The 14,040-nt window shown below is 74.7% G+C and carries 15 protein-coding genes; 11 read left to right on the plus strand and 4 right to left on the minus strand.

Annotated features, from left to right (window positions below; all coding sequences use genetic code 11):
- The 8 genes from BLW78_RS19345 to BLW78_RS19380 all read left to right on the plus strand — a co-directional run bounded on the left by BLW78_RS19345 (position 1) and on the right by BLW78_RS19380 (position 7,875).
- A complete protein-coding gene (locus tag BLW78_RS19345) occupies positions 1-1,362 on the plus strand; it encodes a hypothetical protein (protein ID WP_091681567.1) in 1,362 nt (453 codons plus the stop codon).
- Complete coding sequence (locus BLW78_RS19350) at positions 1,359-2,786, plus strand: peptidoglycan-binding protein (protein ID WP_091681490.1); 1,428 nt, start codon at positions 1,359-1,361, stop codon at positions 2,784-2,786. Before BLW78_RS19345 ends, BLW78_RS19350 begins: the two co-directional genes overlap by 4 nt.
- Positions 2,787-2,798: 12 nt before the next feature.
- Positions 2,799-4,142, plus strand: a complete 1,344-nt coding sequence (locus BLW78_RS19355) for a hypothetical protein (protein ID WP_091681491.1) — start codon at positions 2,799-2,801, stop codon at positions 4,140-4,142.
- Positions 4,143-4,194: 52 nt separating this feature from the next.
- Positions 4,195-4,965 (plus strand): hypothetical protein, encoded by a 771-nt coding sequence (locus tag BLW78_RS19360; protein ID WP_091681493.1) that lies wholly within the window; start codon positions 4,195-4,197, stop codon positions 4,963-4,965.
- 67 nt (positions 4,966-5,032) lie between these two features.
- Positions 5,033-5,833 carry a hypothetical protein gene (locus tag BLW78_RS19365; protein ID WP_091681494.1) on the plus strand — a complete coding sequence of 267 codons (801 nt, stop codon included), beginning with the start codon at positions 5,033-5,035 and terminating at the stop codon, positions 5,831-5,833.
- 128 nt (positions 5,834-5,961) lie between these two features.
- Positions 5,962-6,381, plus strand: coding sequence for a hypothetical protein (locus BLW78_RS19370; RefSeq protein ID WP_056530795.1), 420 nt, complete (start codon positions 5,962-5,964; stop codon positions 6,379-6,381).
- Positions 6,382-6,460: 79 nt separating this feature from the next.
- Complete coding sequence (locus BLW78_RS19375) at positions 6,461-7,402, plus strand: lysozyme inhibitor LprI family protein (RefSeq protein WP_244526985.1); 942 nt, start codon at positions 6,461-6,463, stop codon at positions 7,400-7,402.
- A 128-nt stretch (positions 7,403-7,530) separates the two neighbouring features.
- On the plus strand, positions 7,531-7,875 hold the full coding sequence (locus BLW78_RS19380) for a hypothetical protein (RefSeq protein WP_020095162.1): 345 nt from the start codon (positions 7,531-7,533) through the stop codon (positions 7,873-7,875).
- 46 nt (positions 7,876-7,921) lie between these two features.
- Here the strand turns inward: BLW78_RS19380 and BLW78_RS19385 are convergent, their stop codons facing one another.
- Genes BLW78_RS19385 through BLW78_RS19400 form a run of 4 tightly spaced genes read right to left on the minus strand, consistent with a single transcriptional unit; the run spans position 7,922 to position 11,262 of the window.
- Positions 7,922-8,221, minus strand: a complete 300-nt coding sequence (locus tag BLW78_RS19385; RefSeq protein ID WP_056530802.1) for a hypothetical protein — start codon at positions 8,219-8,221, stop codon at positions 7,922-7,924.
- Positions 8,205-9,332, minus strand: a complete 1,128-nt coding sequence (locus BLW78_RS19390) for a hypothetical protein (RefSeq protein ID WP_244526986.1) — start codon at positions 9,330-9,332, stop codon at positions 8,205-8,207. Before BLW78_RS19390 ends, BLW78_RS19385 begins: the two co-directional genes overlap by 17 nt.
- Complete coding sequence (locus BLW78_RS19395; protein ID WP_091681498.1) at positions 9,329-9,748, minus strand: DUF4383 domain-containing protein; 420 nt, start codon at positions 9,746-9,748, stop codon at positions 9,329-9,331. Before BLW78_RS19395 ends, BLW78_RS19390 begins: the two co-directional genes overlap by 4 nt.
- 59 nt (positions 9,749-9,807) lie before the next feature.
- The gene (locus tag BLW78_RS19400; RefSeq protein ID WP_091681499.1) at positions 9,808-11,262 is read right to left on the minus strand and encodes an FAD-binding oxidoreductase; all 1,455 of its coding nucleotides are present in this window, start codon (positions 11,260-11,262) and stop codon (positions 9,808-9,810) included.
- Positions 11,263-11,570: 308 nt separating this feature from the next.
- Between BLW78_RS19400 and BLW78_RS19405 the strand changes: the two genes are divergently transcribed.
- The 3 genes from BLW78_RS19405 (at position 11,571) to BLW78_RS19415 (ending at position 14,002) form a co-directional block, all read left to right on the plus strand.
- Positions 11,571-12,257 carry a helix-turn-helix domain-containing protein gene (locus BLW78_RS19405; protein ID WP_020095167.1) on the plus strand — a complete coding sequence of 229 codons (687 nt, stop codon included), beginning with the start codon at positions 11,571-11,573 and terminating at the stop codon, positions 12,255-12,257.
- A gap of 101 nt (positions 12,258-12,358) precedes the next feature.
- Positions 12,359-13,267 carry a class II glutamine amidotransferase gene (locus BLW78_RS19410; RefSeq protein WP_091681501.1) on the plus strand — a complete coding sequence of 303 codons (909 nt, stop codon included), beginning with the start codon at positions 12,359-12,361 and terminating at the stop codon, positions 13,265-13,267.
- Positions 13,268-13,315: 48 nt separating this feature from the next.
- The gene (locus BLW78_RS19415; protein ID WP_091681502.1) at positions 13,316-14,002 is read left to right on the plus strand and encodes a GltB/FmdC/FwdC-like GXGXG domain-containing protein; all 687 of its coding nucleotides are present in this window, start codon (positions 13,316-13,318) and stop codon (positions 14,000-14,002) included.
- The last annotated feature ends 38 nt before the right edge of the window (positions 14,003-14,040 follow it).

Raw genomic sequence — 14,040 nt, forward strand, 5'->3', positions numbered from 1 at the left:
ATGAGCATCGCCCGCGACGACTGGCTGCGCGCGCACGCGGCCCTCTGGTACGACGATCGCCGCTACCGCCTGGCCTGGCTCGCCCTGCCGCAGGCCGTGACCTGCGCGGTGGCGGGCCTGTGCATGGCGCTGGCCGCGCAGGGTGTCTGGGGTCAGCCGGCCACCGCCTCGAAGGCGCGGCTCGCCGAGCTGAGCGCCCTGCGCGACCGGGCCGGCAAGGACGGCGACCGCGAGGCGTTCGACGCGCTGACCGCCGCGGCCACCCAGGGCCAGATCGACGCCGCGACCAAGCTCGGGACGCTCTACGACCCCCTGACCGCCGCCTACTTCCCGAACAAGCCCGCGCCGAACGATTTCGTCCGGGCGGCCGCCCTCTACGGACCGGGCGCCGCGATCGGCGATCTCCTGGCGGTCACGCGCCTCGCGGACGTGCTGCTCGACCCGGCCAACCCCAACCGCGACCTGCGGCGCGGCTGCCGCCTGGCCCAGACCTGGATCGACGCCCCCGAGACGCTCGAGCGCACGATCACCGGCGAGGAGCGGCTGACCGTCAAGCTCGCCACCTGCTACGTCGAGCCCGAGAGCGGCCTGCCGCAGGACCCGGTACGGGCCGGGGGGCTGGTGACCGCGGTGCTGTGGCGCCGCCACCGGCCGACGATGGACGCCTTCATCAACAATCTCGGGCAGCAGAACCCCGCCCTGGTGTCGGGCATCCAGCGCCACCTGGCCGAGCAGCGCCGCTACATCGGCCCGGTGGACGGGCGGCCCAATCCCGGGATCATCACGGCCCTCCAGGTGGAGGCGGGGATCACCAACACGGTCGCGACCCCGCGGCCCGAGCCGCGGCGGGTGACGCCCAAGGGTCCGGATCCGGAGGTGCTGGCCCTCCAGGCCGCCGCCCGGACCGGCGACCGGCGAAAGATGGCCGACCTGAAGAGCCGCGCCGAGGCCGGGGACGCGGACGCGCTCACCGCCTACGCGCGCCTGTTCAACCCGGTGATGAACAAGGGCGACGTCTTCGCGCCGGACGCGCAGGTCGCCGTCGCCGCCTACGAGCGCGCCGCGGCCGCCGGCAACGGCATGGCGGCCGGCGAGGCGGCGGTGCTGTACGATTCCGGCTACGGCAACGTCGCCAAGGATCCCCGGAAGGCCGCCGCCCTCGCCCTGCGGGGCGTCGACCTCAAGGACGACCAAGTCACCTTCTGGCTGCTGTACCCGGAGTCGAGCAGCTGGAGCGACGGGTTCTGGGGCGCGATCCAGGCCGCGCTGACCGCCCGCGGCTTCTACACGCTCCCGGTCGAGAACAAGCGCAATTCCGCGGTCATCACGGCCCTGCGCGCCTACATGAAAGCCAAGTCATGAGCGGCGTCACGATCGGGACCGACCGGCTCCGGGCGCACGCGACGCTCTGGTACGCGGACGCGCGCTACCGCCTCGCCTGGCTAGTCCTGCCTCAGGCCGCGGTCGCCCTCCTGGCCGGCCTCGCCCTCGCGCTGCTGAAGCCCGCGGGCGAGTGGGGCAAGCCCGCCGACAGCAAGGAGAACGAGAAGCTCTATCTCGACCTGCTCGACAAGGCCGGCAAGGACGGCGACCGGGCCGCCTTCGAGAAGCTGCGGACGGCCGCCGAGGCCGGCGACGTCAGCGCCCGGTCGTTCATGGGCGCCCTCTACAATCCCGAATGGGCCGCGGTCTACGCCAAGAACCCGGTCAAGCCCGACGCCGCCAAGGCGCTGACCTACTACCAGAGGCCCGCCGACCTCGGCTTCCCCGGGGCCCAGCGCGGCATGACCGAGCTCCTGCTCGACCCCGCCCGCGGCCAGCACGATCTCAAGCGGGGCTGCCGCTACGGGCTGGCCTTCCAGGCGAACCCGGTCGCGGCCCGGAACAACTACCTCGATTCCTGGTCGACGCTCTACTGGATCGCCGGCTGCTACACCGATGCCGGGAGCGGCGTCCCGCGGGATCCGCAGAAGGCCGCCGACCTCTACATGAACACGGTGGCGGCCAAGCTGCCGCGGGCGGTCACCACCTTCACGGACGAGCTCGGCCGCCAGCCCCCCGACCTCGTGGCGGCGATCCAGCGCGACCTCGCCAAGCGCGGCTTCTACACCGGGCCGGCCGACGGGACGGCGACGCCGCAGACGCGCGCGGCCGTGCAGGCCCTGGCCGGCCGGGGTGCCGGCCCGCAGGGCAGCGCGGGAGCTGGCAGTGCGGGGGCGGGCAACCCCGGAGCCGGCAACACCGGCGCCGCGAAGCCCGCCGGCCCGCCGCCTCCGGCACCGCCCGCGGCGACGCCGAGCGTCGAGGACCTCATCGCGCTGTCGAAGAGCGCGGTCTCCAACGCCGCCGACGCGGCGAAGCTCCGGGGCCTGGCGGAGAGCGGCGTCCCGGTGGCGCAGTACCTCTACGCCGCGATGCACCTGTCCCCGGCCAACCGGGAGCAGCGGGTCACCGCGCCGGACGGCCCCCTGGCGGCCCGGTATCTCGAGCGCCTCGCGGTCGAGCGCTCCTTCGCCCCCGCGGCGGCCTCGGCGGCCTTCCTGTACGATCTCGGCGGCGCCGGCCTGCAGCGGGATCCCGCGAAGGCGGCCGACCTGACGATCCGCGCCCTCGAGCTCAAGTCCACCGAGATCCTGCAGAATCTCGAGCAGGACCAGTGGGGCGCCGGCTTCTGGGCCGCCCTCCAGCAGCGCCTCGCCGACCGGAATCTCTACCAGGGCCGCGTCGTCGACCAGCGCAACGACCGGACCATCCAGGCGGCGCGCCGCCTCCTCGGCAATCCATAGGAGACGGCCATCATGGGTCCCCGCCGCAAGGATCCCGCGCGGTTCCCGGTTCCCCGGGCCGGAAGCCGCATCGGCCACCGCACCGCCGCCCTGATGGCGGGCCTGCTGGCCGGCCTCCTGATGCCCGCCGCCGCGCAGGCGCAGATCAAGGTCCGCAAGGCCGACTGCTTCTTCGCGGCCGACGGCAGGACCGTCATCGACGGGGTCTGCGAGTTCCTGACCGACGCGCGCAGCTACGGGGTGGGCGGGTTCCGCCTCGCCACCTACACCGACGGCTACCTGCGCGACGGCGTGGTCGTGTCGGTGACGGCGCCCGGCCAGGGCACGGCGACCTGGAACCGGGAGCCCGGCGGCAAGCCCGAGGACGGCCCCGCCGACAGCGTCACCGCGGAGGGCGCCTGCTGGACCGGGTCCCGGAGCCGGATCTGCGCCTGGAAGGTCGGCGAGGGCCGCCCCGGCTTCGGCGGCGCCCCCGCGGCGGCGCCCGAGGCCGGCGCCCCGCGGGCCGCCGACTGCTACCTCGAGGTCGCGGGCGATGTCCGCCTCGACGGGGCCTGCCAGTTCCGGTCGGAGACCGGGCAGACCGGCGCCCGCGGCTTCGAGATCCGCTCCTACGCCGCGGGCAAGCTCGACGTCGTGGCGCAGCTCGTCCGCGACCCGCAGAACCCGCTGAAGGCCACGGCCTTCTGGAACGGGTCGTCCGGGGGCCTGCGCGCCGCCGAGGCCCTCGGCGCCCTGTCGCCGAGCGGCCCCTGCTGGGACAATGACGGCGCCCGTCTCTGCGTCTGGCAGCCCGGCCAGCCGCGCGGCGGCTGGGACCGGCGGGCCGAGGCCCGGGCTCCGGCCCCGCCCGAGACTCCGCCGTCGCCGCCGCCGTCGCCGCCACCGGCACAGGCGCCGTCACAGGCGTCGCCTCCGCCGCGCGACGGCGCGGAGGGGCGCGATCCGCCGCCGGGCACCTTCCTGAAGCTGTCCTTCAAGGGCCGCTGCGAGTCTCTGATGATGGACGGGGAGGACCTCACCGCGACCTGCGCCCCGGAGGCGGTGAACACCTCCGTCGTCGGCAGCCCGAAGGCCGGGTTCATCTTCGGCACCACCGACGGCAAGGCCATGGCGTTCATGGCCTCGGCCAAGGGCTTCGTCGAGGGCGGCACCCTGCACCAGCCCGTCGACGAGCTGATGTACGCCGAGCGCGACCAGTCCACCTTCAAGGTCAAGGGCACCTGCGAGATGCCCAACCCGATGGGCGGCCCGGTGGTCATCACCTGCAACGCCCAGTCGGCGAACAGCACCTACGCGGTCCGGTTCCGCACCGACGGCGGCAAGCCGGTCCTGACGCGCGGCGATGCGAAGTGAGGCTCTCGCCGCGGACCGGAACCGCCCGACCCGCGAACCCGAGGAGGATGCCATGGCACGACGCGTTACGACGGGAGGGGCCGGCGGCACCGGGATCCTCGTCGGCCTCCTGGGGCTCTGCCTCGCGGGACCGGCGCTCGCGGGATCCACGAGCGTGACCGCGCGGCCCGGGGAGCGGGTCCGCCTCGACGGCTACGCCACCCACGAGACCCGACCGGGCTGCCCGTCCGTTCCGGCGGCCGCGATCGAGCTGGTCACGCCCCCGCGCGGCGGCCGCATCGAGCAGCGGCGCGAGTTCCTGGTCCTCGGCCAGAACATCGACGGCACCCCGTCGCGGGACGGCTGCCAGGACGTCGAGCGGGACGCGCGGACGCTCTACTACACGGCCCGGCCCGACTTCGCCGGCCACGACACGGTGTCGGTGATCGTCACGTTCGTCACCGGCGAGGAGGCCACCTACACCTACAGGATCACGGTGCCCGAGGGCGAGGGCCGGCGGGCGCCGGCGGTGTCCCAGGCACCCGCCCCCCGCGACGCGGGCCTCGCGCGGCCGGCCCCGGCGGCGCGCGCCGCTCCGGCCGAGCGGGCGACTCCGGCCGCGACTCCGGCTGCGACTCCGGCTCCGGCGCCCCGGGAGGCCAGCACCGGCGACTTCCTGCGCGACGCGGTCCGGGGCGCGGTCCCGGCCACCCGGCCGGCGCCGGCCGCGCCGCCCCCGAAGGCCGCCGAGGCCGCGGCGCCCGTGCCCGGTACGCCCGCACCGCCCGCGCCGCCGCCACAGCAGCTGGCACCGCCGCGCCCGCCCGCCGCGCCGCAGCTCTGACGCAGCTCCGGCGCGGACGGCCGGACCGGCCGCCCGCGCCCCCACCGCCAAGCCGAGGACGAGTCCCGTGCATCAGCGCCTCCCGAACGCCCCCCGATTTGCGGCACCGACCCGACCGCGTCGGCGCATCGGCGCCGGCGTCCTCGCCCTCGGATCGGCGCTCTGCCTGCCTCTCTGCCTGCCGCTCTGCCTCGCCCTGCCGGCCCGGGCGGAGGTTGAGAACAAGACCGCGCGCGCCGGCCAGCGGATCTTCCTCCAGGGCTTCACCTACTACTTCGCCACGCAGGGGTGCCGCTCGCGCGCGGCCACGATCGAGCTCGTCAGGCCGCCGCGCGGCGGGCGCATCGAGCAGCGGCGCGAGTTCCGGATCCTCAGCGGCAAGGTCGACGAGACCGGGGCGCAGATCCGGCAGCCGGACGGCTGCGAGGACGCCAAGAAGGATTCGATGTCGCTCTACTACACGGCGCGGCCCGACTTCTCCGGACTCGACACCCTGTCGATCGACGTCACCTTCGGGGATGGGTCCACGGTGCCGTACACGTTCCGGATCACCGTGCCGCCGGGCGAGCCCCGCCGGGCCCCGGCGGTGTCGCAGGCGCCCGTCCCGCGCGCGGGCGGCGCCGGGCAGGCCGTGCCGGCGGCCCGGGCGACGCCGGCTCCGGTCCCCCGGGAGGCCGGAACCAGCACCGGCGACTTCCTGCGCGACACGGTCCGCGGCTCAGTCGCGGCCCCGCGGCCGGCACCGGTCGCGGAGCCTCCGAAGTCCGAGGCGGCCGCGGCGGACGCGCCGCCTCGGACCGAGCCTCCGCCGCCACGCGCGATGGCGCCGGCGCCGCGCCCCCGGCCAGCGGCCACGCCGCAGCTCTGAGACCCGCAGGGCCGGCCGGTGCGGCCCGGCCTCGCTCATCCGACGAATCCACGCCTGACCGGCCCCCGCTGCACAGGTCCGGCAGGTCATCGACAGAGCCACCAGCAGAGCGAAGTGAGAGGCGCCCCATGGGATCGATGCGGAACGCGTTCATCTACGCGGCCATCCTGTCGACGCTCCCGCTCCCCGCGGCCGCGGCGGAGACGTGCCGCGACCATTATCGGAGCGAGGGGACGCCGATGCTCCAGGCCATCACCTACAAGACGTGGATGATCTTCCCCTCGGTCAGCCCCAGGGCCGCGTTCGACCGGGTGACGCGGGCGGTCCTGGCCGAGGGGTTCGTGGGCGTGCACGTGGAGAAGGCGCTCGGGACCCTGACGGCCCAGCAGGAGACATCCGGTTCGGGGCGACCGCAGACGCTGCGGGTCGTCGTGCGCAAGGCCGGGGCGGGCAGCCGGGTCGACGCCCTGTTCATGGTGCAGGCCGGCCAGATCGGCCAGGACGTCGATCAGAACCTGTGCCGCATCGTCGATGCCGCGGCGCAGTAGGCCCCCGATGTCGACCGGCTCCAGGCACGCGGCCCAGAGGCGAGGTTCCGATGCGCAGTCCGGTGCGAGCTTCGGGGCGATGCTCAGCGCGATGCTCAGCGCGGGGTCGGCCGTGACGCGCCTCCCGGCGGCCACCCTCGCGGCAGCCCTCGCCGCTTCCCTCGCCGCAACCCTCCTGGCGCCGTCGTCGGCCCGCGCAATTGACTGCCGCAAGGCGGCCAGCCCGCTCGAGCGCGTGATCTGCGCCGACCCGGCGCTCCGGAAGGCGGACGCCGCCCTGGGTGCGGCCTATTCCGGCCTCCTGCACAGCACGGACGACGCCGAGATCCGCGCGATGCTGGTCGCCAGCCAGAAGCGCTGGGTGGCGGCCCGGGACACGTGGCTCGGCGACCTGGACGCGGCCGACGCGCGCGCCGTCGTGCTGGAGGCGATCCGGGCACGGACCGAGGACCTGTCCGGCCGCTCGAAGAGCGATCCGGCCCGACCGCACTGGATCGCGGCGGCGCTGCGGCAGCGGGCCTTCGCGGCGCGGTTCACCGGCGGCCCCTTCGCGGGGTTCGACGCGGCGTGCGACTTCCTCCCCGTCGGGCGGGACCGGGTCTACGGGTGCTTCGGCAGCCGGCGCTACCAGAACGGCGACCGGGTCTGCACGCTGTCCGACGACTGGGCGAGCGGCCACACCTCCGAGACGCGCACGGTCGCGCGGGTCGTCGACGGCGCCGCGCGCACGGTCGCGACCTGCACGATCGGCGGGGGCGACGACGCGGAATGCCCGGGTCCCGACAACGCCGACGGCCGCTGGGCACGGCCTGCCGCCCCGGCCGCCGCCGGCGCGGCAGCGGCACCCGCGGGCCCTCGGCCCGTCCTCGACGTCGAGCTGGCCCCGGACGCCGATGCCGAGACCTGGCTCTCGGCCTGCCTGACCGACCCCGCCTATCCGCCGCCCGACCCGGTTCCGGCGGCCCGGTCGGCCCCGGGACCGACCCCGCCCGCGCCTGCGGGCGCCCCGAGCAGCCGGTGACGATGGGACCGCACGCCCCCGCGCCTGATCCGGCCCCTGCGCCGGCCCGGGGCCGCCGGCACGCTCTCGGTGACTACGACGGGCGACGGCGAACTGCCCGAGGTCCACGAATACGGAGTCGCGTGCCGATGAGACGGATCCTGCGGGCGCTGCCGCTGATCGCCGTGACGGGCTTGGCCGCGACCGCCGCGGTCGCGGCCCCCATTCCCCCCTGCGCAGCCGACGCCGAGCGGCAGGCCCTCAAGCTGCTGCGCTTCCACAGCGACGGCGACGCGCGGGCCACGGTCGATCCCGCGTCCGTCCGGTCCGTCGGCACCGTCGCGTCCCTGGTCGGGACGCGGCGCTTCCAGGTGATCGAGGTGGAGGGCAGCATCTACAAGGGCGCGTATCGGATCCGGCTGATCTACGCGCCGATGCCCGGGAGCTGCGTGCTGATGGGGCAGGAGATCCTCGAGCGCTCCGATCCCTACTGAGCACCGGCCCGCGGCCGGCCCTCCGGCCGCCCCGCGGGCGCTGTCCTCAGCGCACGCCGAGGCAGCCGGTCCCGGGCGCCGGCAGGACCAGCCAGGCACCGCCCGCGTAGAGGCGCCGGACCGCGCCCGGCGCGGCGGGCCGGAGCACCAGGTACGCGCGGCCGGACGAGACTAGGGCCCCGTCGTCGGCGGCCGCCAGGGCGGCGGGGTTCCCGAGCGCCACCACGGTCTCCGGCTGGACCGCGAGGGCGGTCAGCGCGGTCACGCCGAGCCCCCCGGCGAGCGCCGCCGCGACGGCGCCGACCGGCAGGCCGCGCCGCGGGCGCCGATCAGTAATCGTAGGCATGCTCGAACCGGCCCCCCGCGGCCTCCACGGCGCGGATCTGCGCGACGAGCTGCTCCACCGCGGTGTCGTAGCCGACGCGCTGCCAGCCCGGCTCGGACTGGATCGGCATCGCGAACAGCGGCTCGGCCCCGGCGAGGGTGACCGTCCGGCCCGGCGGCAGGAGGACGGTGGTGAGGATCCGGTGGTTGCCGGCGATCTCCAGGACGGTCCGGCCCCGCGCGCCGAGGCCCCGGACGATCTCCGTGAAGGCCCGGTAGCGCGAGGTCTCCATCAGGGCGGCCGGGCCGCCGTCGCCGGCCGGGACGGGGCCGAGGAGGGTGATGCGCGGGTCGGCGGCCGCGTCGCCGGCATCGAGCCCCGCCACGACGCTGCGGATCGTCAGGCCGGCCGGGTCCATCCCGGCGAGCCACGCGATCCCCTGGGCGTAGGCCCATTTCACCCCGTATTGCAGCGTGAGCGCGCCGCGCCGCTCGACCGCCCGCAGGGACGGCGTGAACGGGACCTCGTGCCAGAGCCGGGACAGCTCCGCGTCGAACGGGTAGCGGTACCAGGGGGTCTGGCGCAGGAACGCGGCGTAATCCCCGAGCAGCCGGGCGTTGAACCGGTCCTCGTCCGTCGGCTCCGGCCCCCGCCACCGCGCGGTCAGCGCCCCGAGGGTGCGCTCGTAGGCGCCCTGGATCAGCATCTCGGCCGTGAAGCTCAGGCCGATCACGTAGTTGGCGACTTTCTGGCCCGCGGTGACGTCGCCGGTGCGCCCGGCCGCCCGGGTCGCTCCGCACAGGCTCGTCCAGAAGCCCGTCGTCGCCGCCCAGTAGTCGAAGGCCGATTCCGAGGCGGAACGCGTCACCCCGGCGAGGTCCGCGTAGGCGTGGACGATGTCCCATTCGGGGAAGGTGAGGTAGCTGTCGCCGGCCGCGCGCTTGTAGCCCTCGGGGGCGATCCCGAAGCGCGAGCCGCCCGCCGAACGCCCCGGCCCGGCGGGATCGGGCCTGACCGTGCAGCCCCCCTCGATCGCCGCGACGGGCAGGGCGCAGGCGAGGGCCAGAACGGCGAGGCCGGCGACCGCCCAGCGGACGACCCGTCGCCGGCGGCGGGGGGGCCGGGGGCTCACGCGGCGACCCCGGCCGCGTTCCGGGCGCGCCACGGCCACCAGCCGAGCACGACGCCGGCGAGGCCGAGGCTCAGGTGCGGGCCGTTGGACAGGAGCGGGCTGTCCTGGAAGCCCTTCAGGAACAGCGACAGGTCGAGGAAGCTCGACCCAGTGAGCACGCCGACGACGCCGTCGAGGAGGTAGATCGCCCCGAAGGCCCGCAGGAAGGTCACGGCGGCGGAGCGCGACCACAGGCCGGCGGCCAGCGCCCACAGGCCGGAGGCGAGGTGGAGCGCGTCCTTGTAGACGTCGAGCCAGAACAGGCCGAAGACGCGGCCCTCCGCGTCCCGGAAGGCCGGGACGTAGTCGGTGGCGGCGGCGAACAGCAGGATGGCCGCGAAGGCGAGGGCGGCCACCTGCGGGGGCGTGGGTCTCATGGGCGTCTCCTGAGTCGGCACGCGCGGCCCGCGCGAGGCGGATCCGTGCCGGGGCGCGGTCAGGCCATGTAGGTCGACCACAGAGCGTTCCGGAACAGCAGCCCCGGATCGTAGCGGCGCTTGGCCGCCACGAAGGCGTCGAGCCTGGGATAGGCCCGGGCCATCTGGTCGCGCCGGGCGTGCAGGCGGTAGGGCAGGTAATAGGCCCCGCCGATCGCCACGACGCGCTCGATCAGGGCCTCGGTCATGCGCATCATCCCGGCCTCGTCGCCGGGGGTGAGGCCCTGCGAGAACGACATCACCGCGCCGATGCGCGGGCCCGGCGCGTAGGCCAGCGTCGAGTCCGGGTCCGCCGCCACGTAGCGCAGGGTGACGTTGAGGCAGTCGCAGCCCGAGCGCGGGATGGTCTCGCGGCAGGCGGCGAGGAACGCGTCGAAGCGCTCGGGCGGGACGAAGTACTCGTGCAGGATGTCGGTGCGGCTGCGGTCGCGCGAGGCGAGGTTGGCGACCGGCTCGTTCATCAGGCTGTTGCGGGTGGCGAGGCCGGGATCGAGCGTCGGGTTGAGCCGGGTCTCGGCGATCCAGCGGGCGCGCTTGCCGAACTCGCTGCCGACCTGGGCGCGGTAGATCTCCCGCGAGACCGCCGAGAACGCCCCCTGGGCGGCCGCCGCGGGCAGGACCTGCGGCGGCTGCTCGGCCACCGCGTAGGTGACGAGGATCGCCTCGTCGAAGAATCCGGCCTGCGCGACCGAGAGCCGGCCGTAGGCCATCCGCAGGCGGGCGTCGCGCGCTACCGCCGCCGCGAAGGCCGGCGCGAAATCCGCGGCCGGCATCACCGCGAAGGTCGGCGTCAGGAGGCGGTTCGGCACCATCTCGACCACGAGGTCGACCACGATGCCGAACAGGCCGTAGCCGCCCATCGCCAGCCCGAACAGCTCGGCGTTCTCCTCGCGGGAGCAGGTCACGAGGCTGCCGTCGGCCAGGACGAGGCGGAGGGCGCGGACGGTGGAGCCGAACGGGCCGTGCGGCGCGGGCCAGCCGTGGGCGTTGACGCAGAAGGTCGAGCCGACCCCGAAATCGCTGTTCGACTGCATGACCGTCGGCGAGTAGCCGATCCGGTCGAGCTGCCGGATGACCTGCGACCAGCGCGCGCCGGCCCCGACCCGGTAGAGGCCGGCGGCTGTGTCGGGCTCGATCGGGCCGCCCTCCAGGGTCACGGCCGTCCCGTCGCGGGCGAGGCTCTGGCCGCCCATGGAATGGCGGGCGACGCCGACGGCGACCGGCCGGCCGGCGGCGGCGGCGTCCCGGATCTCGGCGCGCACGGCCTCGATCAGGGCGTCGGTCGACCCCGTCGGGAGCACGGCGTGGCGCGTCACCGGGGTCGGGTTGAGGCCGCTCGCGTCGTTGAGGATGATCCGCGGCGCGGCCCGGGCCGCCCGCGGCAGCAGCGCGGCCGCCGCCGCGGCGCCGCCGCCCGCGAGGATCCCGCGCCTGCTTGGTCCTGTCCCGGCCATGCCCACCCTCGATTCGCGCCGGCGGGGCGACCGGCTCGCCCCGCCGGCCAACCCTGCGACGGGTTCGGATCCGGCGGCGTGAGATCACGCACGGAGCGCGGCGCGCTGCCGGCCGGGACGATGCCACGCCGCCCCCGGCGCGGTCGAGCGTCCGCGCTCCGGCCGTCGGCGCCGCGCGCCGATCCGTCCTCAACCGCGATTCCTCGACGGGTCGCGGATCGCGACGTTGACAGGCGTCCGACGCCGCGGCACGGCGGCGGAGGACCCGCGTGGCCGGAGCCCACGATCGCCGAGGAGGGAGATCCGCCATGCCGTCAGGCGCTTCGAACCGGACGGCAGGGGAGGCCCCGCGGCCGGAGCGGGAGCCGGTCCTGCTGCAGGATCCGCACGCCGTCCGCGAGCCGCGCGAGAACAACCTCGAGCGCGCGATCGGCCACGCGGTGCGCGAGCGCCGGAAGCGGCTCGGCATCACCTCGGCGGACCTCGCCGCGACGACCGGCCTGTCGCCCGGCATGCTGTCGAAGATCGAGAACGGCAACATCTCGCCGTCCCTGACGACGCTGCAGTTGCTCGCCCAGGCGCTCGGCATGCCGATCACCGGCTTCTTCCGCGGCTACGAGGAGGTCCGCAACGCGGTCTTCGTCAAGGCCGGGGAGGGGATCGAGCTGGAGCGGCGCGGCACGCGGGCCGGGCACCAGTACAACCTGCTCGGGCACATCCACGAGAACACCAGCGGCGTGACGGTCGAGCCGTACCTGATCACGCTCACGACCGATTCGGACGTGTTCCCGACCTTCCAGCACCCCGGCCTGGAGTTCCTCTACATGCTGGAGGGCGAGGTGCTGTACCGGCACGGGGACCGGCACTTCCACATGCAGCCCGGCGACAGCCTGTTCTTCGACGCCGATGCCCCGCACGGGCCGGCGGAGCTGCTCGTGCTGCCGGCCCGCTACCTCTCGGTGATCGCGTATCCACAGTCGGGCCGCACCGGCTGACAGGCCGCGCTGTTCTCAGGAAGAAATCTTATTTCTTGAGGGTTGATTTCCGCCGCGCAGGCCACCTATGCTCCGGTCGAACCCGCGACGGAGGTGGTGCCATGTGCGGCATCGTCGGATTGTTCCTGAAGGACCCCGCCCTGGAGCCGCGGCTCGGCGCGCTGCTCGCCGACATGCTCGTCACCATGACGGATCGGGGGCCGGACTCGGCCGGCCTCGCGATCTACCGGCCGCCGGCCCCCGGCCTGTCGAAGATCACCGTGCAGTCGGCACGCCCGGAGGCGGATTTCCCCGCCCTGGAGCAGCGCCTCGCGGAGGCCTCCGGCGGCTCGGCGCGGGCGGCGGTGAAGAGCTCGCACGCGGTCATCACCGTGGCGTCCGACTGCCTCGCCGCGACGCGCGGCGCCCTGAAGGGCCTCGCGCCCGATCTGCGCGTGATGGGCGCGGGCGAGAGCGTGGAGATCTACAAGGAGGTCGGCCTGCCGAAGGACGTGGTGGCGCGCTTCGGCATCGCCGGAATGTCGGGCACCCACGGCATCGGCCACACCCGGATGGCGACGGAATCGGCCGTGACCACGATGGGCGCGCACCCGTTCTCGACGGGCGCCGACCAGTGCCTCGTGCATAACGGCTCGCTGTCGAACCACAACAACCTGCGCCGGAGCCTCGCCCGGGACGGTATGGCCTTCGAGACGGAGAACGATTCCGAGGTCGCGGCGGCCTATCTCACCACCGCGATGGCGCGGGGCCGGGACCTCGGCGCGGCGCTCGCGGGGGCGCTCACGGATCTCGACGGGTTCTTCACCTTCGTGGTCGGCACCAAGTCCGGCTTCGGGGTGCTGCGCGACCCGATCGCCTGCAAGCCGGCGATCATGGCCGAGACCGAGCGCTACGTCGCCTTCGGCTCGGAATACCGGGCGCTCGTCGGCCTGCCGGGGATCGAATCCGCCCGCGTCTGGGAGCCCGAGCCGGCGACCGTCTACTTCTGGGATCAGCGGCGGGCCGCCTGAGCCGCCCCCGCAGCCTTCTCGTCACGGATCTCGTCACGGATCTCGCCCATGCCTGTCTTCGATCTGGCGGCGACGCCCCTGCGCGCCCTGAACCAGGCCCTCCACGGCGTCGCTCCGGGCGCCAACGACACCGAATTCGAGGTGCTGAACCCGCGGGGCCAGCACGCGGTGGCGGTCGGGATCGACGGGCCCGTCACCGTCACGGTGCGGGGCTCGGTCGGCTATTACTGCGCCGGCATGAACGACGGCGGCACCGTCACGGTGCAGGGCTCGGCGGGCCCCGGCGTCGCCGAGAACATGATGTCCGGCACCGTCGTGATCGAGGGCGACGCCTCGCAATATGCTGGCGCCACCGGGCGCGGCGGCCTCCTCGTCATCAAGGGCAACGCGGCCTCGCGCTGCGGCATCTCCATGAAGGGCATCGACATCGTCGTGCACGGCTCGATCGGGCACATGTCGGCCTTCATGGGCCAGTCCGGATCCCTCGTGGTCCTGGGCGATGCCGGCGAGGCGCTGGGCGACTCGCTCTACGAGGCGAAGCTGTTCGTCCGCGGCAGCGTGAAGAGCCTCGGGGCCGACTGCGTCGAGAAGCCGATGCGCCCCGAGCACCGCGCGCACCTCGCGGCCCTGCTGGACCGCGCCGGGGTCGCGGACGTCCGGCCGGAAGAGTTCCGGCGCTACGGCTCGGCCCGCAAACTCTACAGCTTCAATATCGACAACGCCGACGCCTACTGAGAGCGCGCCGCCGGAGTGGATACCGGTTCGGCGCGAGC

It is taken from the genome of Methylobacterium sp. 275MFSha3.1 (genome assembly GCF_900108435.1).
Taxonomy (GTDB): domain Bacteria; phylum Pseudomonadota; class Alphaproteobacteria; order Rhizobiales; family Beijerinckiaceae; genus Methylobacterium.

Coding starts and splice junctions, on each gene's coding strand:
- BLW78_RS19345 (WP_091681567.1), top strand. CDS start 1: ATGAGCATCGCCCGCGACGACTGGCTGCGCGCGCACGCGGCCCTCTGG.
- BLW78_RS19350 (WP_091681490.1), top strand. CDS start 1,359: ATGAGCGGCGTCACGATCGGGACCGACCGGCTCCGGGCGCACGCGACG.
- BLW78_RS19355 (WP_091681491.1), top strand. CDS start 2,799: ATGGGTCCCCGCCGCAAGGATCCCGCGCGGTTCCCGGTTCCCCGGGCC.
- BLW78_RS19360 (WP_091681493.1), top strand. CDS start 4,195: ATGGCACGACGCGTTACGACGGGAGGGGCCGGCGGCACCGGGATCCTC.
- BLW78_RS19370 (WP_056530795.1), top strand. CDS start 5,962: ATGGGATCGATGCGGAACGCGTTCATCTACGCGGCCATCCTGTCGACG.
- BLW78_RS19375 (WP_244526985.1), top strand. CDS start 6,461: ATGCTCAGCGCGATGCTCAGCGCGGGGTCGGCCGTGACGCGCCTCCCG.
- BLW78_RS19380 (WP_020095162.1), top strand. CDS start 7,531: ATGAGACGGATCCTGCGGGCGCTGCCGCTGATCGCCGTGACGGGCTTG.
- BLW78_RS19385 (WP_056530802.1), bottom strand. CDS start 8,221: ATGCCTACGATTACTGATCGGCGCCCGCGGCGCGGCCTGCCGGTCGGC.
- BLW78_RS19395 (WP_091681498.1), bottom strand. CDS start 9,748: ATGAGACCCACGCCCCCGCAGGTGGCCGCCCTCGCCTTCGCGGCCATC.
- BLW78_RS19400 (WP_091681499.1), bottom strand. CDS start 11,262: ATGGCCGGGACAGGACCAAGCAGGCGCGGGATCCTCGCGGGCGGCGGC.
- BLW78_RS19405 (WP_020095167.1), top strand. CDS start 11,571: ATGCCGTCAGGCGCTTCGAACCGGACGGCAGGGGAGGCCCCGCGGCCG.
- BLW78_RS19410 (WP_091681501.1), top strand. CDS start 12,359: ATGTGCGGCATCGTCGGATTGTTCCTGAAGGACCCCGCCCTGGAGCCG.
- BLW78_RS19415 (WP_091681502.1), top strand. CDS start 13,316: ATGCCTGTCTTCGATCTGGCGGCGACGCCCCTGCGCGCCCTGAACCAG.